Raw genomic sequence first — 23951 nt, 5'->3', positions numbered from 1 at the left:
AGCCCGCGCCGACCACGAGTGCCAGGGCGAACAGCCAGTCGATGACCGACAGGCGTGCGAGGAACGGACGGTCGTCGAACAACGCCACCGGATTCGGGGCCTGGGCCGGCCCCGCACGGGAAGAGGAAACTTGAGTGAGATCCATGATGTTACCGGGTGGAATTCTCGGAGTCGGAACCGCCGCCGGCGGGCGGACGGGCAGTCGCTGCCGCACCAGCAGGCGCGGCAGCGCGCGGAGTGGCGCGCAAGGCGGCGCCGGCCGCGTCGCGCGTCTGCACGAATTCTTTCTCGAAATCGAAGGTCTTGCGGGCCGTGGACATCGCCATCACCACATCGACGCCCGAACCGGCATCCTTGAGCCAGAACCAGAGGCGCCGCTCGCGCACGTAGAACATCGAGAAGATGCCGGCGACCAACAGCAGGCTGCCAAGATACACCAGATTCTTGCCGGGTGCGCGCGTCAACTGAAATACCGAAGCTTGCACCTGCTTGAAGGAGTCAAGCTGCAAATAGACCGGCGATCCATACAAGAAACTGTCGGATAGCGCATTGATCGCGTTCTGCACGAAGCGGATCGTGTCCGTGCCCTGCTGGGCAGCCGGCTCGCCGGCGCGCTCGCGTGCGATCTGCCAGACCTCCCACATCGAACCCTCGAGCATGCGCAGCAGCAGGCTGGCCGCCTTCTCCTGCTCGGCCTTCGGCACCGAACGGTCGATGAAGGTGGCCACCGCCTGGAACCCGCCGATCGGCTGGCCGTCGGCGCCGCGGCCGACGCTGTCGTCGCCCGCCGCAAAGAGGGTCAGCACCTTGAACGCGCTGTCCTGCAGGCGGCCGCGCAGCGACGCTTCGGTCGTCGGCAGGGAACGCTGCGCGAAGCGCGCGGCGGCGTCGGCACGCACGGCGGGATCCTCGAGCGCGGCGCGCAGGCGCATCCATTCGGCGATCGAATCCTGGCTGTCGGCCGGGATCCGCATGTAGCGGAACGGATCGTTCGGGCTCGCGCGCACGCCGGCGAGGAACACGCGCGTGCCGCCCATGTCGACGGGCAGCATGTAGTTGTTGAATTCGCGCGCCTGGCCGTCCTTGCCGCGAATCTTGTACTGCACCGACGGGCCGATGTTGTGGAGCTGCATCGGCTTCGACGTCTTCGCGCCCGAACCGAGGCGCTCGTCGAACACCTCCTTCAGCGACTCCGTCTTCGCGACGCCGCGCACGTCCGGCTTGCCGTTCGCGTCGGCCATGTTCTCGACGTTGATCGCGCGGAAGTCGGAGAACTCGATCGTGTCGCCGTCGCTACCCGGCATCTGCAGCGGCGCCGTACTGCCGATCGTGCCCTTCACCGCGAAGGTCTTCGCGTTGCCGCCCGTCATCGGGTAGGCCGTCATCTGCATCTGCGAGCCGCCGTCCTGGAAGCTCGACTGGTAGATCGACACGCCCTTGTACGTGAACGGCTTGTTCACCTCGACGCGCGCGGGAATCTTCTGGCCCGTCTCGCGATCGATCACGACGATGTCGCTCGCGAACAGCTTCGGCATCCCCGTCGTGTAGTAGTCGACGATGAACTTGTCGAGCTGGATCGAGAACGGCAGGTCCTGGATCAGCGAGCCGCTCGGCTGGTTCAGGATCGCGGTCGACACGAACTGGCCTTCCGGTACCCACGCGTAGCCGCGGAACGTCGGGTTCGACGCGGACAGCCGGTGCTCGGGCGAGATCTCGCTGATCGTCGCGCTGGTGTTGACCGGGCTCTTGCCGAACATCCGCATCTGGAATTTGATCGGCAGGTTGCTGTCGAGCAGGCCGCCGATACAGATCACGACGATCGCAAGGTGGGCGGAGATATAGCCCCACTTCGTCAGCGCGCCGCGCTTCGCGGAGATCAGCGTCGCGCCGTCGGTCTCGCGCACGACGTGCTTGTAGCCAGCCTTGGTGACGAACGTGGCGAGCGTGGCCGCAGCGGTCGCGCGCGTGCCGGACGCCGTGTATTCGGCCTTGTGGTGGAACGCGCGCAGGCTGCCTTCGCGGACCTTGTCCTTCCAGCTCTTCGCATCGGCGAGCATCTTCGGCGCGTTGCGGATCACGCACAGCGAGACCGACACGACGAGGAAGATCAGGATCAGCATGAACCACCACGCGCTGTACACGTTGTACAGGCCCAGCGAGCGGAAGATGTCCGCCCAGAACGGCCCGAACTGGTTCACGTAGTTCGGATACGGGTCGTCCTGGGTCAGGACCGTGCCGATGATGCTCGCGATCGACAGCACCACCAGCAGCGCGATCGCGAAGCGCATCGAGCTCAGCAACTCGATCGCGCGCCTGGACGCACTTTGACCCGACTTCGACTGCAACCCCGACGTGGTAACGCTCATTCAAACTCCGACTAAGGGGATACAGCCCCCACGCTCACTATGTTCGCTGCCCCCGAGGGGGCGGTCAGCACGCTTGGGACGGCCCGGCGAGTGCTGACAAAAAAGGGCGAGGCAACCGCAATCACACGGTGCCCCACCCTTTTCTTGTTCTGACTCCGGCCGCCCTTCGGGCGCCCGGTCATTCCGTTCGCGACCGTCCGTTCAACGCAGGCCCGCGATGTAGTCCGCGACGGCCTTGATCTCGTTGTCCGACAGACGCGATGCGATCTGATGCATCGCCTCGTTGTTGTTGCGCGCGCCGACACCCTGCTGGAACGCGGTCAATTGGGCAACCGTGTAATCGGCCCACTGCCCCGACAGACGCGGGTACTGGACCGGCATCCCCTGCCCCGCCGGCCCGTGACAACTTGCGCAGGCCGGTACACCCTTTTCCGCGATGCCGCCGCGATAGATCTTCTGGCCGACCGGCACGGTCGCCGCATCGCGTGCAGTGCCGAGCTTCGTCGCCTGCGATCCGTAATACGCGGCGACGTTGCGCATGTCGTCCGCACTCAACGCGCTCGCGAACCCGACCATCACCGGATTGGTCCGCGCCGGCCCCTTCGCGCCCGGCTGGGCCTTGAAGTCGTTCAACTGCTTGACCAGATATTCGGGATGCTGGCCGGCGAGCTTCGGGAAACTGCCCGACGCGCTGTTGCCGTCGGCGCCGTGACACGACGCGCAGACCTGCCCGGCAATCGCCTTGCCGCGGTCCAGATCCGGCTTTGCCGCATCCGCCGCGTTTGCCTCCGCTACGAAACCTACGAACCCTGCTGCAACCTGAAGCACCATCAGAGACTTGCACAGTCGATTCATTCGCACACCCTGTTTCGTCTTGTGGGAATTTGAGGTTCTGCAAAAAACGACGTCGACCAGTCTACCGCAGAAGCTGCATAAAAGCGCGAGGCAGGCGCCCGCAGCCCTTCGGCAAAACCGGCATATTGTACAATATCGCGCTGAAAGCTCCCGCGCCTATCGGGGCTACCCCGCCTCCACCAAGCGGCTCGCGCCGCCCCGTCCCACCGGTTTCCCATGGCCTTTTTGCTCCATCAAGCCCGCTTCTACACGACCGTCAACCATCTGCGCGACCTGCCGCCGACGGTGCAGCCGGAGATCGCGTTCGCGGGCCGCTCGAATGCCGGCAAATCGACGGCGATCAACGTGCTGTGCAACCAGAAGCGGCTCGCCTTCGCGTCGAAGACGCCCGGCCGCACGCAGCACATCAACTACTTCTCCGTCGGCCCGGCCGCCGAGCCCGTCGCGAACCTCGTCGACCTGCCCGGCTACGGCTATGCGGAAGTGCCGGGGGCCGCGAAGGCCCACTGGGAAATGCTGCTGTCGTCCTACCTCGCGACGCGCTCGCAGCTGTGCGGCCTGATCCTGATGATGGATTCGCGCCGCCCGCTGACCGACCTCGACCGCCGGATGATCGAGTGGTTCGTGCCGACCGGCAAGCCGATCCACACGCTGCTGACGAAGTGCGACAAATTGACGCGGCAGGAAAGCATCAACGCGCTGCGTAACACGCAAAAGGGACTCGACGCGTACCGCGACCAGGGCGTGAAGGGCAAGCTGACCGTCCAGCTGTTCTCGGCGCTGAAGCGCACGGGGCTCGACGAGGCGCACGAACTGATCGAGAGCTGGGTGCGGCCGTCCGTCGCCGACGAAAAAAGCGAGCCTGTAGCACAATGAGCGGGCAACGCGCGGCCGGGATCGGCTGCGCGCCCCTGACGGCACCTGCGGATTCGGCCGGCTCATAAAAAAACCCGCCGTTGAACGGCGGGTCAAACAGCCTAATCGAATAACGACAGGCACCCGCTCAGGGAGGAGAAGCGGGGAGCAGCACGCGACGCGTGCCGCTCGATCGCTATCATATACCAACGATCTCGAAAATGACCTAAGGGTTCCGTAAGGTCCTTCTTGCCCTGATTTTTTGCCCAATCGCCATGAGCTTCCATCCGCTTCACCGTCCGCGCCGGATGCGCCGCGACGACTTCTCCCGGCGCCTGATGCGCGAAAACCGCCTGACCACCGACGACCTGATCTATCCGGTGTTCGTCGTCGAAGGCGCCAACGAACGCCAGGCCGTGCCGTCGATGCCCGGCGTCGAACGCGTGTCGGTCGATCTGCTGATGCATGTCGCCGAGCAGTGTGTCGAACTCGGCGTGCCCGTGCTGTCGCTGTTCCCGGCCATCGAGCCGTCGCTGAAAACGCCTGACGGCCGCGAAGCGGCCAATCCGGAAGGCCTGATCCCGCGCGCGGTGCGCGAGCTGAAGAAGCGCTTCCCCGAGCTCGGCGTGCTGACCGACGTCGCGCTCGATCCGTACACGAGCCACGGCCAGGACGGCGTGCTCGACGAGAACGGCTACGTGATCAACGACAACACGATCGAGATCCTGGTCGACCAGGCGCGCGCGCAGGCGGAAGCCGGCGTCGACATCGTCGCGCCGTCGGACATGATGGACGGCCGCATCGGCGCGGTCCGCGAAATGCTGGAAAGCGACGGCCATATCCACACGCGCATCATGGCCTATTCGGCCAAGTTCGCATCCGCGTTCTACGGCCCGTTCCGCGATGCGGTCGGTTCGGCCTCCAATCTGGGCAAGGGCAACAAGATGACCTACCAGATGGATCCGGCGAACAGTGACGAAGCGCTGCGCGAAGTGCGCCTCGACATCGACGAAGGCGCCGACATGGTGATGGTCAAGCCCGGCATGCCGTATCTCGACATCGTGCGCCGCGTGAAGGACGAGTTCCGCTTCCCGACCTACGTGTATCAGGTGAGCGGAGAATACGCGATGCTGAAGGCTGCCGCGATGAACGGCTGGCTCGACCACGACAAGGTCGTGCTCGAATCGCTGCTCGCATTCAAGCGGGCGGGCGCCGATGGCGTGCTCACGTACTTCGCGCTCGATGCCGCGCGCCTGCTGAAAGCGCAGCGCTGAGCCGAGCGCCGGCAGACATCAAGAAAAACGGCGCTCGGGCGCCGTTTTTCATTTGCAGTCCAGTCGACGCAGAGGCCGCCCATGCACGCCAACGAGCGTGCGTTACACCGTCGGTACCGCCGCGCGATCGAGGCTGCGCAGGAACGTCTCGGCTGACTGATAGCCGACCACGCGGCCGATTTCATTGCCGCTGCGATCGAAGAAGATGATGCCCGGCGGCCCGAACAGGTTGAAGCGCTTGAGCAACGCCTGATCGTCCGGATTGTTCGCGGTGACGTCCGCACGCACGAGGTGAAGCTGCGCGAGCCGCGCCCGCACGCGTGGATCGGTGAACGTCAGATGCTCCATCTCCTTGCAGCTCACGCACCAGTCGGCGTAGAAGTCGAGCATCACGGGCCGGGCCGACGTCTTCAGCAGCGCGTCGAGTTCGCCGCTGGAGCGCACGGATGCGAATGCAGGCCCCGCCTGTCCCGACGCGGCACCGGCAGCCGACGCATCCCCCGACGCAACCGTGCGCGCCGCGAGTACGGCCAGCGGCTTCACGGGGTCGTTGGATCCTGCTGCGAGACCGACGAGCAGCGTCGCAGCCCAGATCGCAAGCGCTGCGCCGAGGCCTCGGCCAAGGCGGCGCCAGATCGACGCGGCGCCTGCATGCGGCGTGAACAGGCCGAGCGCCGCGGCCGCGACAAGCAACCACAGCGCGGCGAGCACCATCTTCAAGCCGCCCGCCAGCACCGGCCATACAATCCACAGCGCCGCGGCGAGCAGCACGATGCCGAAGAACACCTTCACGGCATCCATCCACGCGCCCGCGCGCGGCAGCACCGTGCCGGCACCGATGCCGACCACGAGGAGCGGCACGCCGAGCCCCAGCCCCATCGCGAACAGCGCGGCGCCGCCGAGCAGCGCATTGCCGGTATGCGCAATGAACGCGAGCACCGCAAACAGTGGCGCGGTCATGCATGCACCGACGACCAGCGCCGACAACGCGCCCATCGCGGCAACCGCGACGAAATGGCCGCCCTGGCGCGCGCTCGATGCCTGGGCGGCGCCGTTCTGCCAGCGCTCGGGCAGCGCGATGTCCTTGCCCGAAATCAGCGATACCGCGAACGCAGTGAGCAGCACACCGAACGCACCGAGCACCCACGGGTTCTGCAGCCACGCGCCAAGGCTCTGTCCGACGAGCGCGGCAGCGATGCCGAGCACCGTATAAACCAGCGCCATGCCGACCACGTAGGTGAGCGACAGCGCAAAGCCGCGCGCATGCGTCGCGCGCGTACCCTGACCGATGATGATCGCGGACACGATCGGGATCATCGGATACGAACAAGGCAGGAGACTCAGCACGACGCCCGCGACGAAATACAGCGCGATGATCGTGAAGAAGCCGTGCCCCTCCAGCAGCGACTGCGCGAAATCCGCGCTCGTGACCTTGTCGAACCAGTTGCCGGCAGCCACCGCGCCATCGGCCGGCGCGGCCGCGCCCAGCGCTGCGCCGTCGACCTTCACGACGTGCTCGGCGGGCGGATAGCAGATCCCTTCGTCGGCGCACCCCTGCGACGTTACCGCGAGCTCGAACGGCCCCGCTGCCTGCTTGACCGGCACGTGAATCACGACCTCGTCGCGATAGGTTTCGACTTCCTTCTGGAACGTCTGGTCGAACTTCACATGGCCGGCCGGCAATTGCGGGGCCCCGAGCGCCGCCTGCCCGCTCTTCACCGAGAACGCGAACCGCTCGCGGTACAGGTAGTAGCCGTTGGCAACCTTGAAGCGGACGTCCACCTGCCCCGGCGATTCGCTCGCGCTGAACTTGAACGCCACCGACGGATCGAGAAAATCGTCGGCCGCGCGCGCGACCGACAGGCCGCCCAGCAGGAACATGAACGACAACAGGACTGCGAGGAACCGCAGCGCGCGCATGCGCACGGAAAGCGCCATACCGTTAAACATGAAATAGACGTTGAGTTTCGCTGGTCACCCACTGGCCGTAGGCGGCCGAGGCCGTCGCCTGCCACGAGACGATTTCCGGCGTCTCGTACGGATGATGCGCGAGAATAAATCGCTCCAGTTCGAGCGAGCGCACGGGGCTCGTCTTGAACAGCAACTGGATCTCGTCGGCCGCTTCGACCTTGCCCTGCCAGTGATAGCGCGACTTGATCGCACCGAGCTCCGACACGCACGCGGCAAGCCGTGCATCGAGCGCACCGTCGGCGAGCGCTGCGGCCGTCGCCGCATCCGGCACCGTCGTCAGCATCAAGACCACCACCATACGCGCCCTCCTGGCTCGCTTACCGGATTTCGCCGCCACGGATCGCCCATCGAGGGCCCGTGTCGACAATCCTGTATCGTAGCGCAGCGCGCGCGACGCTGCCGGCACCGGCCTGCGACAATCGATCGCAGCCCGCAGACCGCCAAAAACAAAAAGGGCCAAGCATTTGCTCGGCCCCTTTCAGATACTGCTGCGTACCGGAAGCTTACTCAGCTTCTTGCACGTTTTCCGTTTCGTCGACTTCCGGACGATCGAGCAGCTCGACCAGTGCCATCGGTGCGTTGTCGCCGACGCGGAAGCCGAACTTCAGCACGCGCAGGTAGCCGCCCGGACGGTTCGCGAAACGCGGACCGAGCACGTCGAACAGCTTCGCCACCGAGTCACGATCGCGCAGGCGGTTGAACGCCAGGCGACGGTTTGCCAGCGACGGCTTCTTGCCGAGCGTGATCAGCGGCTCGACGACTTTACGGAGTTCCTTCGCCTTCGGCAGCGTCGTCTTGATGACTTCGTGCTCGATCAGCGAGTTGGACATGTTACGGAGCATAGCCAGACGGTGGCTGCTCGTGCGGTTCAGTTTCCGCAGACCATGACGATGGCGCATTTCAGTTTCCTTGATTCAAAGTTTTGATCCAGCTCTTCTATCGCACCGCTGGGGTGCACGGGCCGGTAACGAAAAAAGCAAGATGCGGATTTTAAAGGAAAATCCGCATCCTTGCCAACTGCAGCAACAAACGGGCTTACTTGTCGAGACCAGCCGGCGGCCAGTTTTCGAGCTTCATGCCCAGCGTGAGACCGCGCGAAGCGAGCACTTCCTTGATCTCGTTGAGCGACTTGCGACCGAGGTTCGGCGTCTTCAGCAGCTCGTTTTCCGTGCGCTGGATCAGGTCGCCGATGTAGTAGATGTTCTCGGCCTTCAGGCAGTTCGCCGAACGAACCGTCAGCTCGAGATCGTCCACCGGACGCAGCAGGATCGGATCGATCTGCGGTGCACGCGACGGTGCTTCGGCAGCCGTTTCCGTGCCTTCCAGTGCCGCGAACACGGACAGCTGGTCAACCAGGATGCGGGCCGATTGACGGATCGCCTCTTCCGGGGTGATCACGCCGCTCGTCTCGATGTTCATCACGAGCTTGTCGAGGTCGGTACGCTGCTCGACACGTGCGCTTTCAACGGCATAGCTCACGCGGCGAACCGGCGAGAACGATGCGTCGAGGACGATGCGGCCGATGATCTTGGCCGTGTCTTCGCCGTAGCGACGGACGTTGCCGGGCACATAGCCGCGACCCTTCTCGATCTTGATCTGAACGTCGAGCTTGCCGCCCTTCGACAGGTGCGCGATCACGTGATTCGGGTTGATGACTTCGCAATCGTGAGCCAGCTCGATATCGCCGGCCGTGACGACGCCTTCGCCTTCCTTGCGCAGGGTCACCGTCACTTCGTCACGGTTGTGCAGCTTGAACACCACACCCTTCAGGTTCAGCAGCAGGTTGACGACGTCCTCTTGCACGCCATCAAGCGTCGAGTACTCGTGCACCACGCCTGCGATCGTGACTTCGGTCGGCGCGTAGCCAACCATCGACGACAGCAGCACGCGGCGAAGCGCATTGCCCAAGGTGTGGCCGTAACCGCGTTCGAACGGTTCCATGACCACCCTCGCGTGGTTCTCGCCAAGCGATTCCACGGCGATGATCTTGGGTTTCAGCAAACTGGTTTGCATGGGCTTTCCTTTTCAATACCCTCGGCTCGTTACACCGATAAGGCTGACCGGTAACAACCAGAAAATAAACAGCCGAGGCCCCTCCTTGCGAAACGCAATCGGGGTACCTCGGCCGTCAATCGGATTAACGCGAATACAATTCGACGATCAGGCTTTCGTTGATGTCGCCTGCGATGTCAACGCGTTCCGGCATTTGCTTGAACGTGCCTTCGAACTTCTTCGCATCGACTGCAACCCAGCTCGGCATGCCGCCTTGCTCGGCCAGCGACAGCGCTTCGACGATACGCGCCTGCTTCTTCGCCTTTTCGCGGATCGCGACGACGTCACCCGCCTTCACTTGCTGCGACGGCACGTTTGCGACGACGCCGTTCACGGTGATCGACTTGTGGCTCACCAGCTGACGCGCTTCAGCGCGGGTCGAGCCGAAGCCCATGCGATACACGACGTTGTCGAGACGCGACTCGAGCAGTTGCAGCAGGTTTTCACCCGTGTTGCCCTTGCGGCGGTCGGCTTCAGCGAAGTAGCGGCGGAACTGACGTTCCAGGACGCCGTAAATACGCTTGACCTTCTGCTTTTCGCGCAGCTGCGTACCGTAGTCGGACGTACGTGCGCCCGAGGTACGGCCGTGCTGACCCGGCTTGCTGTCGAGCTTGCACTTGTCGGCGAGCGAGCGGCGTGCGCTCTTCAGGAACAGGTCGGTGCCTTCACGGCGGGACAGCTTGGCCTTGGGGCCGATATAACGTGCCACTTTGCATTCCTTTATCAATCAGTCACGCGGATCGGAATCCGCGCTAGTTCGCGCCCTTTGGGGCGAACGGTGGGCTTAGTCAATCAAAAAAGCAACGCCCGTCGACGCTACGCGGCGACAGGCAAATGTGCCAGCACGAACGTGCCAGCAACATTCTTAGATACGACGGCGCTTCGGCGGACGGCAGCCGTTGTGCGGAATCGGGGTGACGTCCGAAATCGCGGTGATCTTGATGCCGAGGCCATGCAGTGCGCGCACTGCCGACTCGCGACCCGGGCCCGGGCCCTTGATCCGCACTTCCAGATTCTTCACGCCGTATTCCATCGCCACGCGACCGGCCGACTCAGCAGCAACCTGAGCAGCGAACGGCGTCGACTTGCGCGAGCCCTTGAAGCCCTGGCCGCCCGACGTCGCCCATGCCAGTGCATTGCCCTGGCGATCGGTGATCGTGATGATCGTGTTGTTGAACGACGCGTGAACGTGAACCACGCCTTCAGCGACGTTCTTCTTAACCTTCTTGCGAACGCGTTGCGCCGCGGTGTTCGAAGCCTTAGCCATTACGTTTTCCTGTAACTGTCAGTTCCGCTTACTTCTTCAGCGCTTGCGCTGCACGACGCGGACCCTTGCGGGTACGTGCGTTCGTACGCGTACGCTGACCGCGCATCGGCAGGCCCTTGCGATGACGAACACCACGGTAGCAACCGAGGTCCATCAGGCGCTTGATGTTCATCGTCACTTCACGGCGCAGATCGCCTTCGACGATGAACTTGCCCACTTCCTCACGCAGCTTTTCGAGGTCTGCGTCGGTCAGGTCCTTGACCTTCTTCGAGAATTCCACGCCAGACGCCACGCAGATGCTGCGCGAGCGCGTGCGGCCGATACCGAAGATTGCCGTCAGGCCGATCTCGGTATGCTGGTGATTCGGGATGTTAACCCCTGCGATACGAGCCATTGTTTTTCCTCAAACAAAAAGCGCAAACAAACGCGCGGTCAGCCTTGGCGCTGCTTGTGGCGCGGATCCGAGCTGCAGATCACGCGAACGACGCCTTTGCGCTTGATGATCTTGCAATTGCGGCAAATGCGCTTAACCGATGCCATCACTTTCATGATAATACCCTTTTTTCAAATCACTTCGCCCGGAACACGATCCGCGCACGAGACAGATCGTAAGGCGTCAATTCAACCGTCACCTTGTCGCCCGGCAGGATGCGGATGTAGTGCATCCGCATTTTCCCGGAGATATGCCCCAACACGACATGGCCGTTTTCCAGCTTCACACGGAAGGTCGCATTCGGGAGGTTTTCGATCACCTCACCCTGCATCTGGATTACATCGTCTTTGGCCATAGTCCTGAATTAACGCATTGGGATGTTGCCGCCCTTGAAGTTTGCCTTCTTGAGCAGCGACTCATACTGTTGCGACATAACGTACGACTGCACCTGCGCCATGAAGTCCATCGTGACGACGACAATGATCAGCAGCGACGTTCCACCAAAATAAAACGGCACGTTCCAGCGCAGCACCAGGAATTCCGGCAGCAGACACACGAAGACGATGTAGATCGCACCGGCCAGCGTCAGACGCGTGAGGATGCGGTCGATATACCGTGCGGTTTGATCGCCCGGACGAATGCCCGGAACAAACGCGCCGCTCTTCTTCAGGTTGTCGGCGGTTTCCCTGCTGTTGAACACCAGTGCGGTGTAGAAGAAGCAGAAAAACACGATTGCCAGCGTGTACAGCAGCACATAGACCGGCTGGCCCGGCTTGAGCGCCTCCGCGACGTTATGCAACGTGTTGGAGATCCAGCTTCCCGACGGCTGACCCGTGCTGAACCAGCCGAGAATCGTGGCCGGGAACAGGATGATCGACGACGCGAAGATCGGCGGAATCACGCCCGACATGTTCAGCTTCAACGGCAAGTGCGACGACTGGCCACCGTAGATCTTGTTGCCGACCTGGCGCTTCGCATAGTTCACGAGGATCTTGCGCTGACCGCGTTCGATGAACACGACCAGGTAAGTCACCGCGGCAATCAGAACGACGATGATGATCGCCGAAATGATGCTCATCGAACCCGTACGCACCAGCTCGAACAGCCCACCGACGGCATTCGGGAACCCTGCTGCGATCCCGCCGAAGATGATGATCGAGATGCCGTTGCCCAGACCACGCTCGGTGATCTGCTCACCCAGCCACATCAGGAACATCGTGCCGGTAACCAGCGTCACGACCGTCGTCAGTCGGAACAGCATGCCGGGGTCGATCACGAGGCCCGGCTGGTTTTCCAGCGCAGCCGCGATACCGAACGCCTGGAAGGTCGCGAGCACCACGGTGAAATACCGCGTGTACTGCGTGATCTTCCGTTGCCCTGCCTGCCCTTCCTTCTTCAGCGCCTCGAGCTGCGGCGAGACGATCGCCAGCAACTGCATGATGATCGACGCCGAGATGTACGGCATGATCCCCAGCGCAAAGATCGTGAAGCGGGAAAGCGCGCCACCCGAGAACATGTTGAACATGCCCAGGATGCCGCCCGCCTGGCTCTGGAACAGCTTTGCCAGTTGATCCGGATCGATGCCCGGCACGGGGATGTGCGCGCCGATGCGATAGACGATCAGCGCCAGGAGCAGGAACATCGCTCGCCGACGCAGATCGCCGAATTTCGCCGTGCTTCGACCGGGTTTTGCAAGACTCGGGCTGTTAGCCAAGTACCTTCTCCGATGAATGCAAGTAACGACGCGCTACGCGTGTCACTCGGCGAACGAACCGCCAGCCGCTTCGATCGCAGCGCGCGCACCCTTGGTGGCACCGAGACCCTTCACGACGATCTTGCGCTTCAGTTCGCCCGTCGCGATGATCTTTGCGCTCTTCGTCAGCTCGCCGACCAGGCCGGCTTGCTTCAGTGCGAGCAGATCGATTTCATCGACCGGCAGCTTCTCGAGGTCGCCCAGACGCACTTCACCGACGAATTCCTTCGTCAGCGACGTGAAACCGCGCTTCGGCAGACGACGTTGCAGCGGCATCTGACCGCCTTCGAAACCGACTTTGTGGAAGCCGCCCGAACGCGATTTCTGACCCTTGTGACCACGGCCAGCCGTCTTGCCGAGGCCCGAACCGATGCCGCGGCCGACGCGACGCTTGGCGTGCTTGGCACCAGCGGCCGGCTTCAGGTTATTCAATTCCATATCAACTCCTTGATCCGTAGGGCCGCTTACGCGATGACCTTAACGAGGTACGAGACCTTGTTGATCATGCCGCGGACCGCCGGCGTGTCCTGCAGCTCGCTAACCGAGTTGAGTCGGCGCAGGCCCAGGCCACGCACGGTCGCGCGGTGCGATTCGCGGGTCCCGATCAGGCTCTTCACGAGCTGAACCTTGACAGTTTTTTCAGACATGGTGACCACCCGGGCTTAGCCCAAAATATCTTCGACGGACTTGCCGCGCTTCGCCGCGATGTCTGCCGGGGTCGACTGCTTGCGCAGACCGTCCAGCGTGGCGCGAACGAGGTTGTACGGGTTCGTCGAACCGTGGCTCTTTGCCACGACGTTCTGAACGCCCATCACGTCGAACACTGCGCGCATCGGGCCGCCGGCGATCACGCCCGTACCTGCCTTCGCCGGAGCGAGGAGGACAGCGGATGCGCCATGCTTGCCGTGCACTTCGTGCTGCAGCGTGCCGTTCTTGAGCGGCACCTTGAACATGTTGCGGCGAGCTTGTTCCATTGCCTTCTGGACAGCGACCGGCACTTCCTTCGCCTTGCCCTTGCCCATACCGATGCGGCCATCACCGTCGCCAACCACGGTCAGTGCGGCGAAGCCGAGAATACGGCCACCCTTCACGACCTTGGTCACGCGATTGACCGAAATCATCTTTTCACGAAGGCCGTCGTCGCGCTCGTCAGCCTGAACTTTCGCTTGCATCTTTGCCATGACGAATTCCTTCCTTAGAACTTGAGCCCAGCTTCGCGAGCTGCCTCAGCCAGCGCCTTGACGCGGCCGTGGTAGCGGAAGCCCGAGCGGTCGAAGGCGACGGATTCGATGCCGGCAGCCTTTGCCTTCTCGGCAATACGCTTGCCGATCAGCGTCGCGGCATTAACGTTGCCGCCCTTGCCCGACTTGTCGGCCAGTTCGGCGCGCACTTCTGCTTCGAGCGTCGACGCGCTGGCGAGCACCTTGGTGCCGCAGGGCGAGAACACTTGAGCGTAGATGTGCGTGTTCGTGCGATGCACGGCGAGACGCGCGACCTGCAGCTCAGCGATCTTGATACGCGTCTGGCGAGCGCGGCGCAGGCGAGATTGAGTCTTATCCATGATTGCGCACCCTTACTTCTTCTTCGTTTCTTTGAGGATCACAACCTCGTCGGAATAGCGCACGCCCTTGCCCTTGTAGGGCTCCGGCGGACGGTAACCGCGGACTTCCGCAGCTACTTGACCGACTTGTTGCTTGTTGATCCCCTTGATCACGATTTCGGTTTGCGTCGGGGTTTCAGCCTTGACGCCTTCCGGCATCTGGTGCACCACCGGGTGCGAGAAACCCAGCGACAGGTTCAGCTTGTCGCCTTGCGCTTGCGCACGATAACCGACGCCAACCAGCGTCAGCTTGCGCTCGAAACCCTTGGTCACGCCGTGCACGGCATTCGCGATGATCGCGCGCATCGTGCCCGACAGTGCGTTTGCTTCGCGGCTTTCGTCGACCGGCGACAGATTCAGCGTGCCGTCGTTGTTCGCCACGTTCACGAGCGGATTGATCGCTTGCGTGATGGTGCCCAGCGGGCCCTTGACGGTGATCGCACCGTCGGCCAGCTTGACTTCCGCGCCTTGCAGCGCGATCGGGCTCTTACCTACTCGAGACATGTTTCTCTCTCCTCGGCTTTAAGCAACGTAGCAGATGACTTCGCCGCCGACGCCGGTAGCGCGCGCCTTGCGGTCGGTCATCACGCCCTTCGGCGTCGACACGATTGCCACACCCAGGCCGTTCATGACCTGCGGAATGTCGTTACGGCCGCGGTACACGCGCAGACCAGGCTTCGACACGCGCTCGAGGCGTTCGATGACCGGGCGGCCTGCGTAGTACTTCAGCGCGATATTCAGTTCGGACTTCGCACCTTCCGCCTTGACGGCGAAATCGTCGATATAACCTTCGTCCTTCAGGACTTGCGCGATTGCAACCTTGACCTTCGACGAGGGCATCGCGACCGATACCTTCTCGACCATCTGCGCGTTGCGGATGCGAGTCAGCATATCGGCGATAGGATCACTCATGCTCATTTACGTTTCTCCTATTACCAGCTCGCCTTGGTCAGGCCAGGAATCTCGCCACGGAATGCGATTTCACGAATCTTGTTACGCGCGAGGCCGAATTTACGGAACGTGCCACGCGGACGGCCCGTGATCGCGCAGCGGTTACGCTGGCGGGTCGGGTTTGCGTTGCGGGGCAGTTGCTGCAGCTCCAGGCGTGCTTCGTAGCGCTCTTCTTCCGACTTGCTTTGGTCTTCGACGATCGCCTTCAGCGCTTCGCGCTTTGCTGCGAACTTCGCGACCAGGCGGGCGCGCTTCTTTTCACGTTCGATCAGTGCCAGTTTAGCCACGGTAACCTCAGTTTCTGAACGGGAACTTGAAGCTGGCGAGCAGAGCCTTTGCTTCGTCGTCGGTCTTCGCAGTCGTCGTGATGCTGATGTTCAGCCCACGCAGTGCGTCGATCTTGTCGTAGTCGATTTCGGGGAAAATGATCTGCTCTTTCACACCGATGTTGTAATTGCCGCGGCCATCGAAGGCACGACCCGACACGCCGCGGAAGTCACGCACGCGGGGCAGGGCAACGGTCACGAAACGGTCGAGGAATTCGTACATCGCTTGACCACGCAGCGTCACCATCGCGCCGATCGGGTAACCCTGGCGGATCTTGAAGCCTGCGATTGCCTTGCGTGCCTTCGTGACGACCGGCTTCTGACCAGCGATCTTCGTGAGGTCGCCAACGGCGTTCTCGATGATCTTCTTGTCAGCGATCGCTTCGCCAAGACCCATGTTCAGCGTGATCTTGGTGATGCGCGGCACTTCCATGACCGACTTGTAACCGAACTTCTCGATCAGGCCGGGCACAACCTTTTCTTTGTAAAACTCTTGAAAACGAGCCATTTTTTACTCCGCTGCGTCAGGCGCTCAGTACGGCACCGGTCGTCTTCAGGAAGCGAACCTTCTTGCCTTCCTCGACCTTGATGCCAACACGCGACGCCTTGCCATTCGCGTCGACCAGTGCGACGTTCGAAATATGCAGGGGCATCGTCTTCGCTTCCACGCCGCCCGTCGTACCCTTCATCGGGTTCGGCTTCACATGCTTCTTGACGAGGTTGATACCCTCAACCGTCACATGTTCTGCACCGACAGCCAGCACGACGCCGCGCTTGCCCTTGTCTTTGCCAGTGACGACGATGACTTCGTCACCTTTGCGAATCTTGTTCATCGCGACTCCTTACAGCACTTCCGGCGCCAGCGAAACGATCTTCATGAATCGTTCGCTACGCAGCTCACGCGTCACCGGCCCGAAGATACGGGTGCCGATCGGCTCAAGCTTGTTATTCAAAAGCACAGCGGCGTTGCCGTCGAACTTGATCAGCGAGCCGTCTTGACGGCGAACACCCTTGGCGGTGCGGACCACCACGGCGTTGTAGATTTCGCCTTTCTTCACGCGCCCGCGCGGCGTTGCTTCTTTGACGGTCACCTTGATGATGTCGCCAATGCCGGCATAACGACGCTTCGAGCCGCCGAGCACCTTGATGCACATGACTTCACGCGCACCCGTGTTGTCGGCTACTTCGAGCCGAGATTCGGTCTGGATCATGGTTTGTCTTTCCCAACTTAATCCGGATGCACCACCATGATGCATTCGGTCAGTCTTGGTCCCGTCAGCCAATCGGCTGCTTGGGTTGGAACAGCAGCGACGGCAAACGAAACCCGCCATCGCAATTCGGTGAATCTTTCAGACAGGCTGGCGCCAGTCCGCTTCCCCCACCAATTTCGCCCGCGACGGGGCTCCCATAAAGAGGGAAGACCAGGATTATAACAAATAACCCTGGTCACGCAAGCAAAAACTTTGCGATTTCAAGCACTTCGTGCCGAAGTGCCTGTTACTGCCTACTGCGCTGCCCGCTTAGATGACGCGAGCTGCTTCGACGAGGCGCGACACCGCCCAGGCCTTCGTCTTCGAAACAGGACGAGTTTCCTGGATTTCGACGAGATCGCCTTCGTTGCAGGTGTTCGCTTCATCATGCGCGTGGTACTTCTTCGAGCGCACGACATACTTGCCGTAGATCGGGTGCTTGACGCGGTGCTCGATCAGCACGGTGACGGTCTTGTCCATCTTGTTGCTGACGACCCGACCGACCAGCGTCCGCTTCAGCGAGGTTTTCACGCTATCGTTCATTTCTGGTTCGCCTTCTGAGTCATGACGGTCCGCACACGTGCGATGTCGCGACGAACCTTCTTCAGCTGGCTCGTGTTCGTGAGCTGCTGGGTCGCGAGTTGCATGCGCAGGCCGAATTGCGCCTTCAGCAGGTCCGCCAGCTCCTTGTTGAGCGCGGCCTGGTCTTTCTGGAGAAGTTCGGAAGCCTTCATGTTTTCTCCTTAGGCGCCGAGCTGGCGCACGATGAATGCCGTCTTCAGCGGCAGCTTGGCTGCAGCCAGACGGAACGCTTCGCGTGCCAGTTCTTCGGTTACGCCGTCCATTTCATAGAGCATCTTGCCCGGCTGGATCTCGGCGACGTAGTACTCCGGGTTACCCTTACCGTTACCCATACGCACTTCTGCCGGCTTTTGCGAAATCGGCTTGTCCGGGAAGATCCGGATCCAGATGCGGCCGCCACGCTTGATGTGACGCGTCATTGCACGACGCGCCGCTTCAATTTGACGTGCGGTCAAACGACCGCGACCGATCGCCTTCAGGCCGAAGTCACCGAACGACACTGCGTTGCCGCGCGTCGCCTTGCCGGTGTTACGCCCCTTCTGCTCTTTACGATACTTCCTGCGTTTCGGTTGCAGCATCGTTATTCTCCAGTCTTGCCGTCTTCGGGCTTGCCGGCGCCACGGCGCGGTGCGCCACGACGAGCACCCGGAGCGCCGCCTTCGCCGTCACGGCGCGGACGACGGTCGCCCGGACGCGCATTGCGACGCGGACGCTTGTCTTCGGCTACTTCTTCGACCACCGGCGCGTCGTTGCGGCCGAGCGTGTCGCCCTTGTACACCCACACCTTGACGCCGATGATCCCGTAGGTCGTCTTCGCTTCCGAAGTCGCGTAGTCGATGTCGGCACGCAGCGTATGAAGGGGCACGCGACCTTCGCGATACCACTCCGTACGAGCGATTTCGATACCGTTCAGACGGCCTGCGCTCATGATCTTGATGCCCTGGGCACCCAGACGCATCGCGTTCTGCATCGCACGCTTCATCGCGCGACGGAACATGATCCGGCGCTCGAGCTGTTGCGTGATCGAGTCAGCGATCAGTTGCGCATCGGTTTCCGGCTTGCGGATCTCTTCGATGTTGACGTGAACCGGCACGCCCATGCGGCGCTGCAGTTCCGTCTTCAGCTGTTCGATATCCTCGCCCTTCTTGCCGATGACGACGCCCGGACGCGAGCTGTAAATCGTGATGCGCGCGTTCTTCGCCGGACGCTCGATGACGACCCGACCGACCGAAGCGTTCTTCAGCTTCTTCTTCAGGTATTCACGAACACCGATGTCTTCCTGCAGCATCGCCGCGAAATTGTTGTTGTTCGCGTACCAACGCGAAGCCCAATTACGGCTGACAGCCAGGCGGAAGCCAGTCGGATGAATTTTCTGTCCCATCGTATGGCTCCTTAATTCCCGACCGTCACAGTGATGTGACAGGATTGCTTCTCGATGCGGTTACCGCGGCCCTTGGCGCGCGCGGTGAAACGCTTGAGCGATGCAGCCTTGTCGACATAGATGCTCTTGATCTTGAGCTCGTCGATATCAGCGCCTTCGTTGTGCTCCGCATTCGCGATTGCCGACAGCACAACCTTCTTCACGATGCCAGCCGCCTTCTTCGGCGAGAACGTCAGAACGTTCAGCGCCTTGTCGACCGGCAAACCGCGGATCTGGTCAGCCACAAGGCGCGTTTTTTGCGCCGAGATGCGGGCACCGCGATGAATTGCTTTCACTTCCATCTTGATTGCCCCTTATTTCTTGGCCTTCTTGTCGGCCGCGTGACCCTTGAACGTACGGGTCAGTGCGAACTCGCCAAGCTTGTGGCCGACCATGTTTTCCGAGATGTACACCGGAACGTGTTGACGGCCGTTGTGAACAGCGATCGTCAGGCCGATGAAATCCGGCAGAATCGTCGAGCGACGCGACCAGGTCTTGATCGGCTTTTTGTCGCGCGAAGCTGCAGCCGCCTCAACTTTCTTCAGCAAATGGGCGTCGCAGAACGGACCTTTTTTTACAGAACGTGCCATTGCCTACTCCTTAACGCTTGTGACGGCGCTGGACGATCATCGTCGTCGTGCGCTTGTTGCTGCGGGTGCGGTAACCCTTAGCCGGCGTACCCCACGGGCTCACCGGGTCGCGACCTGCAGCCGTCTTGCCCTCACCACCACCGTGCGGGTGATCAACCGGGTTCATCGCAACGCCACGCACCGTCGGGCGGATACCGCGCCAGCGGTTCGCGCCAGCCTTGCCGATTTGGCGCAGGCTATGCTCTTCGTTGCCGACTTCACCGATCGTTGCACGGCACTCGATGTGCACGCGACGGATTTCGCCCGAACGCAGACGAACCTGCGCGTAGACGCCTTCACGTGCCAGCAGCATGGCCGACGTGCCAGCCGAACGCGCCATTTGCGCGCCCTTGCCCGGCAGCATCTCGATGCAGTGGATCGTCGTACCGACCGGAATGTTGCGGATCGGCAGCGTGTTGCCTGCGCGGATCGGCGCTTCCGAACCCGACATCAGCTGTTGGCCGACGGTCAGGCCCTTCGGGGCGATGATGTAGCGACGCTCGCCGTCTGCGTAGAGCACCAGCGCGATGTTCGCGCTACGGTTCGGGTCGTACTCGAGACGCTCGACCTTTGCCGGGATGCCATCCTTCGTGCGACGGAAATCGACGATACGGTAGTGCTGCTTGTGACCACCACCCTTGTGACGCGTGGTGATACGACCGTTGTTGTTACGGCCGGCGGTCGAGCTCTGCGAGTCGAGCAGTGCCGCGAACGGCTTGCCCTGGTGCAGGTTCTTGTTGACCACCTTGACCATCGCGCGGCGACCCGGCGATGTCGGTTTAACTTTAACGATTGCCATGATTACTTGGCCTCCGCTTCAAAGTTGATTTCCTGGCCGGGCTTCAGGCAAACGTACGCCTTCTTCACGTCCTTGCGGCGGCCCATCGAACGGCCGAAGCGCTTTTGCTTGCCCTTCTGAACCAGCACGTTGACCGAATCAACTTCAACCTTGAACAGCAGCTCGACGGCCGCCTTCACTTCCTGCTTCGTGGCATCCGGTGCGACTTCGAACACGACTTGCTCGTTCTTGTCGGCAACCAGCGTCGCCTTTTCCGAGATCACCGGTGCGAGCAGGACCTGCATCAAACGATGATCGTTCTTGCGAATCTCGCTCATGACAGCAACTCCTCGATCTGGGCGACCGCAGCCTTCGTGACCAGCACTTTCTTGAAGTAGATCAGCGACAGCGGGTCAGCGTAGCGCGGCTCGACAATCGCCACGTGCGGCAGGTTGCGCGAAGCCAGGTACAGGTTCTCGTCGACCGTATCCGTAATGATCAGCACGGAGTCGAGACCCATGGTCTTGAATTTGTCAGCCAGCAGCTTGGTCTTCGGCGCTTCGAGGATGATGTCCTCGACGACCGACAGACGGCCTTCACGGGCCAGCTGCGAGAAGATCGAGCAGAGACCTGCGCGATGCATCTTCTTGTTGACCTTGTGCGAGAAGTTTTCTTCCGGCGAGTTCGGGAAGATGCGACCACCGCCACGCCACAACGGGCTCGACGACATACCGGCACGAGCGCGGCCCGTACCCTTCTGACGCCACGGCTTCTTGGTGGTGTGCTTGACTTGCTCACGGTCCTTCTGTGCGCGGTTACCCTGGCGAGCATTCGCCTGGTACGCGACGACGACCTGGTGGATCAGCGCTTCGTTGTAGTCACGACCGAACACGACGTCCGACGCGTTGACCACTGCACCTTCCTGACCATTTTCATTCAGGAGCTTGAGTTCCATTATTTCGCCCCCTTGGTCTTGACGGCCGGCGTCACGAAAACCTTGCCGCCCTTCGCGCCCGGAATCGCACCCTTGACGAGCAGCAGCTTGCGCTCTGCGTCGATACGAGCAATTTCGAGGTTCTGCACCGTCACCGTAACGTCACCGAGGTGACCCGTCATGCGCTTACCCGGGAAAACACGACCCGGATCCTGCGCCATACCGATCGAGCCCGGCACATTGTGCGAGCGCGAGTTACCGTGCGTGGCACGGCCGGAGGAGAAGTTGTAACGCTTGATCGTACCGGCGTAGCCCTTACCGATCGACACGCCTTGCACGTCGACCTTCTGGCCTACTTCGAAAAGATCAGCACCGACCACGGCGCCATTCGACAGCTCAGCTGCCTTGGCCGCGTCAATGCGGAATTCCTTGAGGACTTCACCGGCTTCGACACCGGCTTTGGCGAGATGACCTGCCAGCGGCTTCGTCACGCGCGATGCGCGGCGGGAGCCGAATGCAACCTGCACGGCCGTGTAGCCGTCGGTTTCAACAGTCTTGATCTGCGTCACGCGGTTGTCCGACACGTCCAGCACGGTGACGGGAATCGAATCCCCTTCAGCCGTGAAGATACGGGTCATGCCAACCTTGCGACCTACGAGTCCAAGGCTCATCATTTTCTCCATTCCCGACTGCGATTGGTCGGGGCTGATTTACAAAATGCCGGGCACGCAAGGCCCAACTTTTTTACGCGAATACGCGAAAAGCCAAGCAGTATAGCCCGACTTCTCGATTTCCGCAAGCAATACAAAGACTTAGCACCGCCCGGCATGCCGGTTGGCGCCGAAAGCCTTACTGCAGCTTGATTTCCACGTCGACGCCAGCCGGCAGGTCGAGCTTCATCAGCGCGTCAACCGTCTTGTCGGTCGGATCGACGATGTCCATCAGGCGCTGGTGGGTACGGATTTCGAGCTGATCGCGCGACGTCTTGTTGACGTGCGGCGAACGCAGGATGTCAAAACGCTGGATGCGCGTCGGCAGCGGCACCGGGCCACGGACGATTGCGCCAGTCCGCTTCGCGGTATCGACGATCTCGGCAGCCGATTGATCGATCAGACGATAGTCGAAAGCCTTCAGGCGAATGCGGATTTTCTGTTGCTGCATGACGATTCCTTGAAAAGAGCGAGGCGATGTTGCATCGCCGGACACTAAAAGAACGCGAAACCTGTTGCCTGCGGGGAGCGAGGCGACACGTCCCGAACGGTACTTCCACTGCTAAGCCCGCGATTCTACACGAAAATTCGGAGCGGTGGTGTGCGTTTGTCAATGCAGCGATGCGCGCCACAAAGACAAAACCGGGCGCCAGATCAAACTGGACACCCGGTTTCGACGGCACAACTGCCTACCGTGGAATCGCGGACCCCGGAGGGATCCGCGGATCGTCGATATTACTCGATGATCTTGGCGACGACGCCGGCGCCGACGGTACGGCCGCCTTCGCGGATTGCGAAGCGCAGACCTTCTTCCATCGCGATCGGAGCGATCAGCTTCACCGTGATCGACACGTTGTCGCCCGGCATCACCATTTCCTTGTCCTTCGGCAGCTCGATCGAGCCCGTCACGTCCGTCGTACGGAAGTAGAACTGCGGACGGTAGTTGTTGAAGAACGGCGTGTGACGGCCGCCTTCGTCCTTGCTCAGCACGTACACTTCAGCCGTGAAGTGCGTGTGCGGCGTGATCGAACCCGGCTTCGCCAGAACCTGGCCACGCTCCACGTCTTCACGCTTCGTGCCGCGCAGCAGGATACCGACGTTGTCGCCTGCCTGACCTTGGTCCAGCAGCTTGCGGAACATTTCAACGCCCGTGCAGGTCGTCTTCACCGTCGGCTTGATACCGACGATTTCGATTTCTTCGCCGACCTTGACGATGCCGCGCTCGACACGACCCGTCACCACCGTACCACGGCCCGAGATCGAGAACACGTCTTCCACCGGCATCAGGAACGCGCCGTCAACTGCACGCTCCGGCGTCGGGATGTACGTGTCCAGCGCATCTGCCAGGCTCATGATCGCCACTTCGCCCAGCTCGCCCGTGTCGCCTTCCAGCGCCAGCTTCGCCGAACCCTTCACGATCGGCGTGTCGTCGCCCGGGAAGTCGTACTTCGACAGCAGTTCGCGAACTTCCATCTCGACCAGTTCGAGCAGTTCAGCGTCGTCCACCATGTCGCACTTGTTCAGGAACACGATGATGTACGGAACGCCAACCTGACGCGCCAGCAGGATGTGCTCACGCGTTTGCGGCATCGGGCCGTCTGCTGCCGAGCAAACCAGGATCGCGCCGTCCATCTGCGCTGCGCCCGTGATCATGTTCTTCACATAGTCAGCGTGGCCCGGGCAGTCGACGTGTGCGTAGTGGCGGTTTGCCGTTTCGTACTCGACGTGTGCCGTGTTGATCGTGATGCCGCGCGCCTTTTCTTCCGGTGCCGCGTCGATCTGGTCGTAGGCCTTCGCTTCGCCGCCGAACTTCTTCGTCAGCACCGTCGTGATCGCTGCCGTCAGCGTCGTCTTGCCGTGGTCAACGTGACCAATCGTACCAACGTTGACGTGCGGCTTGGTCCGCTCAAATTTACCTTTTGCCATGATTCTCTTCTTTCAAAAA

36 protein-coding genes and 1 pseudogene are annotated in these 23951 nt (G+C 61.7%); 2 read left to right on the top strand and 35 right to left on the bottom strand.

All coding sequences use genetic code 11. The features are described 5' to 3' along the window. From DIE22_RS35510 to DIE22_RS35495, 3 genes and pseudogenes are all read right to left on the bottom strand, one after another. Positions 1-145, bottom strand: a pseudogene (locus tag DIE22_RS35510) (c-type cytochrome biogenesis protein CcsB); the annotation flags it as partial. Between the two features lie 4 nt (positions 146-149). After that, the gene (locus DIE22_RS35505; RefSeq protein WP_124501699.1) at positions 150-2366 is read right to left on the bottom strand and encodes a cytochrome c biogenesis protein ResB; all 2217 of its coding nucleotides are present in this window, start codon (positions 2364-2366) and stop codon (positions 150-152) included. Between the two features lie 201 nt (positions 2367-2567). Next, a complete protein-coding gene (locus DIE22_RS35495) occupies positions 2568-3221 on the bottom strand; it encodes a cytochrome c (protein WP_124501700.1) in 654 nt (217 codons plus the stop codon). Positions 3222-3437: 216 nt separating this feature from the next. Here DIE22_RS35495 and yihA point away from each other — a divergent pair, with 216 nt between their 5' ends. Together yihA and hemB are read left to right on the top strand one after the other, a co-directional pair. Next, positions 3438-4097, top strand: coding sequence for a ribosome biogenesis GTP-binding protein YihA/YsxC (gene yihA, locus DIE22_RS35490; RefSeq protein ID WP_006758791.1), 660 nt, complete (start codon positions 3438-3440; stop codon positions 4095-4097). Between the two features lie 254 nt (positions 4098-4351). Then, positions 4352-5350 carry a porphobilinogen synthase gene (gene hemB, locus DIE22_RS35485; protein WP_124501698.1) on the top strand — a complete coding sequence of 333 codons (999 nt, stop codon included), beginning with the start codon at positions 4352-4354 and terminating at the stop codon, positions 5348-5350. Positions 5351-5452: 102 nt separating this feature from the next. Here hemB and dsbD read toward each other — a convergent pair whose 3' ends face one another. The 32 genes from dsbD to tuf form a co-directional block, all read right to left on the bottom strand. After that, positions 5453-7300, bottom strand: a complete 1848-nt coding sequence (gene dsbD / locus DIE22_RS35480) for a protein-disulfide reductase DsbD (RefSeq protein ID WP_124607288.1) — start codon at positions 7298-7300, stop codon at positions 5453-5455. After that, a complete protein-coding gene (gene cutA, locus DIE22_RS35475; protein ID WP_124607287.1) occupies positions 7293-7619 on the bottom strand; it encodes a divalent-cation tolerance protein CutA in 327 nt (108 codons plus the stop codon). Before cutA ends, dsbD begins: the two co-directional genes overlap by 8 nt. Positions 7620-7824: 205 nt before the next feature. Then, a complete protein-coding gene (rplQ, locus tag DIE22_RS35470) occupies positions 7825-8220 on the bottom strand; it encodes a 50S ribosomal protein L17 (protein WP_006477175.1) in 396 nt (131 codons plus the stop codon). A gap of 136 nt (positions 8221-8356) precedes the next feature. Continuing rightward, a complete protein-coding gene (locus tag DIE22_RS35465) occupies positions 8357-9334 on the bottom strand; it encodes a DNA-directed RNA polymerase subunit alpha (protein ID WP_006477176.1) in 978 nt (325 codons plus the stop codon). Positions 9335-9458: 124 nt separating this feature from the next. Beyond that, complete coding sequence (gene rpsD / locus DIE22_RS35460) at positions 9459-10082, bottom strand: 30S ribosomal protein S4 (protein WP_124501696.1); 624 nt, start codon at positions 10080-10082, stop codon at positions 9459-9461. A gap of 156 nt (positions 10083-10238) precedes the next feature. Beyond that, positions 10239-10640, bottom strand: a complete 402-nt coding sequence (gene rpsK / locus DIE22_RS35455) for a 30S ribosomal protein S11 (RefSeq protein ID WP_004197937.1) — start codon at positions 10638-10640, stop codon at positions 10239-10241. A gap of 28 nt (positions 10641-10668) precedes the next feature. Next, positions 10669-11034, bottom strand: coding sequence for a 30S ribosomal protein S13 (gene rpsM, locus DIE22_RS35450; protein ID WP_014898353.1), 366 nt, complete (start codon positions 11032-11034; stop codon positions 10669-10671). A gap of 38 nt (positions 11035-11072) precedes the next feature. Then, the gene (gene rpmJ, locus DIE22_RS35445; RefSeq protein WP_004199844.1) at positions 11073-11189 is read right to left on the bottom strand and encodes a 50S ribosomal protein L36; all 117 of its coding nucleotides are present in this window, start codon (positions 11187-11189) and stop codon (positions 11073-11075) included. Positions 11190-11209: 20 nt separating this feature from the next. After that, the gene (infA, locus tag DIE22_RS35440; RefSeq protein WP_004521905.1) at positions 11210-11428 is read right to left on the bottom strand and encodes a translation initiation factor IF-1; all 219 of its coding nucleotides are present in this window, start codon (positions 11426-11428) and stop codon (positions 11210-11212) included. A 9-nt stretch (positions 11429-11437) separates the two neighbouring features. Further along, positions 11438-12787, bottom strand: coding sequence for a preprotein translocase subunit SecY (secY, locus tag DIE22_RS35435; RefSeq protein ID WP_006400642.1), 1350 nt, complete (start codon positions 12785-12787; stop codon positions 11438-11440). Between the two features lie 42 nt (positions 12788-12829). Continuing rightward, positions 12830-13264, bottom strand: coding sequence for a 50S ribosomal protein L15 (gene rplO / locus DIE22_RS35430; RefSeq protein WP_006482880.1), 435 nt, complete (start codon positions 13262-13264; stop codon positions 12830-12832). Between the two features lie 26 nt (positions 13265-13290). Beyond that, the gene (rpmD, locus tag DIE22_RS35425) at positions 13291-13473 is read right to left on the bottom strand and encodes a 50S ribosomal protein L30 (protein WP_006400644.1); all 183 of its coding nucleotides are present in this window, start codon (positions 13471-13473) and stop codon (positions 13291-13293) included. Positions 13474-13488: 15 nt separating this feature from the next. Continuing rightward, the gene (rpsE, locus tag DIE22_RS35420) at positions 13489-14007 is read right to left on the bottom strand and encodes a 30S ribosomal protein S5 (protein ID WP_006752931.1); all 519 of its coding nucleotides are present in this window, start codon (positions 14005-14007) and stop codon (positions 13489-13491) included. Between the two features lie 14 nt (positions 14008-14021). Beyond that, positions 14022-14387 carry a 50S ribosomal protein L18 gene (rplR, locus tag DIE22_RS35415; protein WP_006477183.1) on the bottom strand — a complete coding sequence of 122 codons (366 nt, stop codon included), beginning with the start codon at positions 14385-14387 and terminating at the stop codon, positions 14022-14024. A 12-nt stretch (positions 14388-14399) separates the two neighbouring features. After that, positions 14400-14930 (bottom strand): 50S ribosomal protein L6, encoded by a 531-nt coding sequence (gene rplF / locus DIE22_RS35410; protein ID WP_006758786.1) that lies wholly within the window; start codon positions 14928-14930, stop codon positions 14400-14402. An 18-nt stretch (positions 14931-14948) separates the two neighbouring features. Next, positions 14949-15344 carry a 30S ribosomal protein S8 gene (gene rpsH, locus DIE22_RS35405; RefSeq protein ID WP_006477185.1) on the bottom strand — a complete coding sequence of 132 codons (396 nt, stop codon included), beginning with the start codon at positions 15342-15344 and terminating at the stop codon, positions 14949-14951. 14 nt (positions 15345-15358) lie between these two features. Next, on the bottom strand, positions 15359-15664 hold the full coding sequence (rpsN, locus tag DIE22_RS35400) for a 30S ribosomal protein S14 (protein WP_006482884.1): 306 nt from the start codon (positions 15662-15664) through the stop codon (positions 15359-15361). 7 nt (positions 15665-15671) lie between these two features. Further along, positions 15672-16211: a 50S ribosomal protein L5 gene (gene rplE, locus DIE22_RS35395; RefSeq protein WP_006477186.1), complete on the bottom strand. Its 540-nt coding sequence runs from the start codon at positions 16209-16211 to the stop codon at positions 15672-15674. A 16-nt stretch (positions 16212-16227) separates the two neighbouring features. Further along, complete coding sequence (rplX, locus tag DIE22_RS35390) at positions 16228-16536, bottom strand: 50S ribosomal protein L24 (protein WP_006477187.1); 309 nt, start codon at positions 16534-16536, stop codon at positions 16228-16230. 9 nt (positions 16537-16545) lie between these two features. Then, a complete protein-coding gene (gene rplN / locus DIE22_RS35385; protein WP_006752929.1) occupies positions 16546-16914 on the bottom strand; it encodes a 50S ribosomal protein L14 in 369 nt (122 codons plus the stop codon). A gap of 309 nt (positions 16915-17223) precedes the next feature. Continuing rightward, a complete protein-coding gene (rpsQ, locus tag DIE22_RS35380) occupies positions 17224-17496 on the bottom strand; it encodes a 30S ribosomal protein S17 (protein ID WP_047899582.1) in 273 nt (90 codons plus the stop codon). Next, complete coding sequence (gene rpmC, locus DIE22_RS35375) at positions 17493-17687, bottom strand: 50S ribosomal protein L29 (protein WP_006400652.1); 195 nt, start codon at positions 17685-17687, stop codon at positions 17493-17495. The genes rpsQ and rpmC overlap by 4 nt, the downstream gene beginning before the upstream one ends. A gap of 9 nt (positions 17688-17696) precedes the next feature. After that, positions 17697-18113, bottom strand: coding sequence for a 50S ribosomal protein L16 (gene rplP, locus DIE22_RS35370; RefSeq protein WP_006752927.1), 417 nt, complete (start codon positions 18111-18113; stop codon positions 17697-17699). A 2-nt stretch (positions 18114-18115) separates the two neighbouring features. Further along, the gene (gene rpsC / locus DIE22_RS35365; protein ID WP_006482899.1) at positions 18116-18916 is read right to left on the bottom strand and encodes a 30S ribosomal protein S3; all 801 of its coding nucleotides are present in this window, start codon (positions 18914-18916) and stop codon (positions 18116-18118) included. A gap of 11 nt (positions 18917-18927) precedes the next feature. After that, on the bottom strand, positions 18928-19257 hold the full coding sequence (gene rplV, locus DIE22_RS35360; RefSeq protein WP_004199272.1) for a 50S ribosomal protein L22: 330 nt from the start codon (positions 19255-19257) through the stop codon (positions 18928-18930). A gap of 12 nt (positions 19258-19269) precedes the next feature. Beyond that, on the bottom strand, positions 19270-19545 hold the full coding sequence (gene rpsS / locus DIE22_RS35355) for a 30S ribosomal protein S19 (RefSeq protein WP_004199273.1): 276 nt from the start codon (positions 19543-19545) through the stop codon (positions 19270-19272). A gap of 10 nt (positions 19546-19555) precedes the next feature. Continuing rightward, positions 19556-20383 carry a 50S ribosomal protein L2 gene (rplB, locus tag DIE22_RS35350; RefSeq protein ID WP_006482900.1) on the bottom strand — a complete coding sequence of 276 codons (828 nt, stop codon included), beginning with the start codon at positions 20381-20383 and terminating at the stop codon, positions 19556-19558. 2 nt (positions 20384-20385) lie between these two features. After that, positions 20386-20700: a 50S ribosomal protein L23 gene (rplW, locus tag DIE22_RS35345; protein ID WP_004199275.1), complete on the bottom strand. Its 315-nt coding sequence runs from the start codon at positions 20698-20700 to the stop codon at positions 20386-20388. After that, positions 20697-21317: a 50S ribosomal protein L4 gene (gene rplD, locus DIE22_RS35340; protein WP_006477192.1), complete on the bottom strand. Its 621-nt coding sequence runs from the start codon at positions 21315-21317 to the stop codon at positions 20697-20699. Before rplD ends, rplW begins: the two co-directional genes overlap by 4 nt. Then, positions 21317-21967 carry a 50S ribosomal protein L3 gene (gene rplC / locus DIE22_RS35335; protein WP_124501695.1) on the bottom strand — a complete coding sequence of 217 codons (651 nt, stop codon included), beginning with the start codon at positions 21965-21967 and terminating at the stop codon, positions 21317-21319. The genes rplD and rplC overlap by 1 nt, the downstream gene beginning before the upstream one ends. A gap of 178 nt (positions 21968-22145) precedes the next feature. Continuing rightward, positions 22146-22457 (bottom strand): 30S ribosomal protein S10, encoded by a 312-nt coding sequence (gene rpsJ, locus DIE22_RS35330; RefSeq protein WP_004199280.1) that lies wholly within the window; start codon positions 22455-22457, stop codon positions 22146-22148. 284 nt (positions 22458-22741) lie between these two features. Beyond that, the gene (tuf, locus tag DIE22_RS35325; protein ID WP_011350666.1) at positions 22742-23932 is read right to left on the bottom strand and encodes an elongation factor Tu; all 1191 of its coding nucleotides are present in this window, start codon (positions 23930-23932) and stop codon (positions 22742-22744) included. Positions 23933-23951: the final 19 nt, after the last annotated feature.

It is taken from the genome of Burkholderia sp. Bp9142, assembly GCF_003853415.1.
Classification (GTDB): domain Bacteria; phylum Pseudomonadota; class Gammaproteobacteria; order Burkholderiales; family Burkholderiaceae; genus Burkholderia.
The sequence above is the reverse complement of the archived record's forward strand: the minus strand, read 5'-3'. Positions and strand labels throughout refer to the sequence as shown.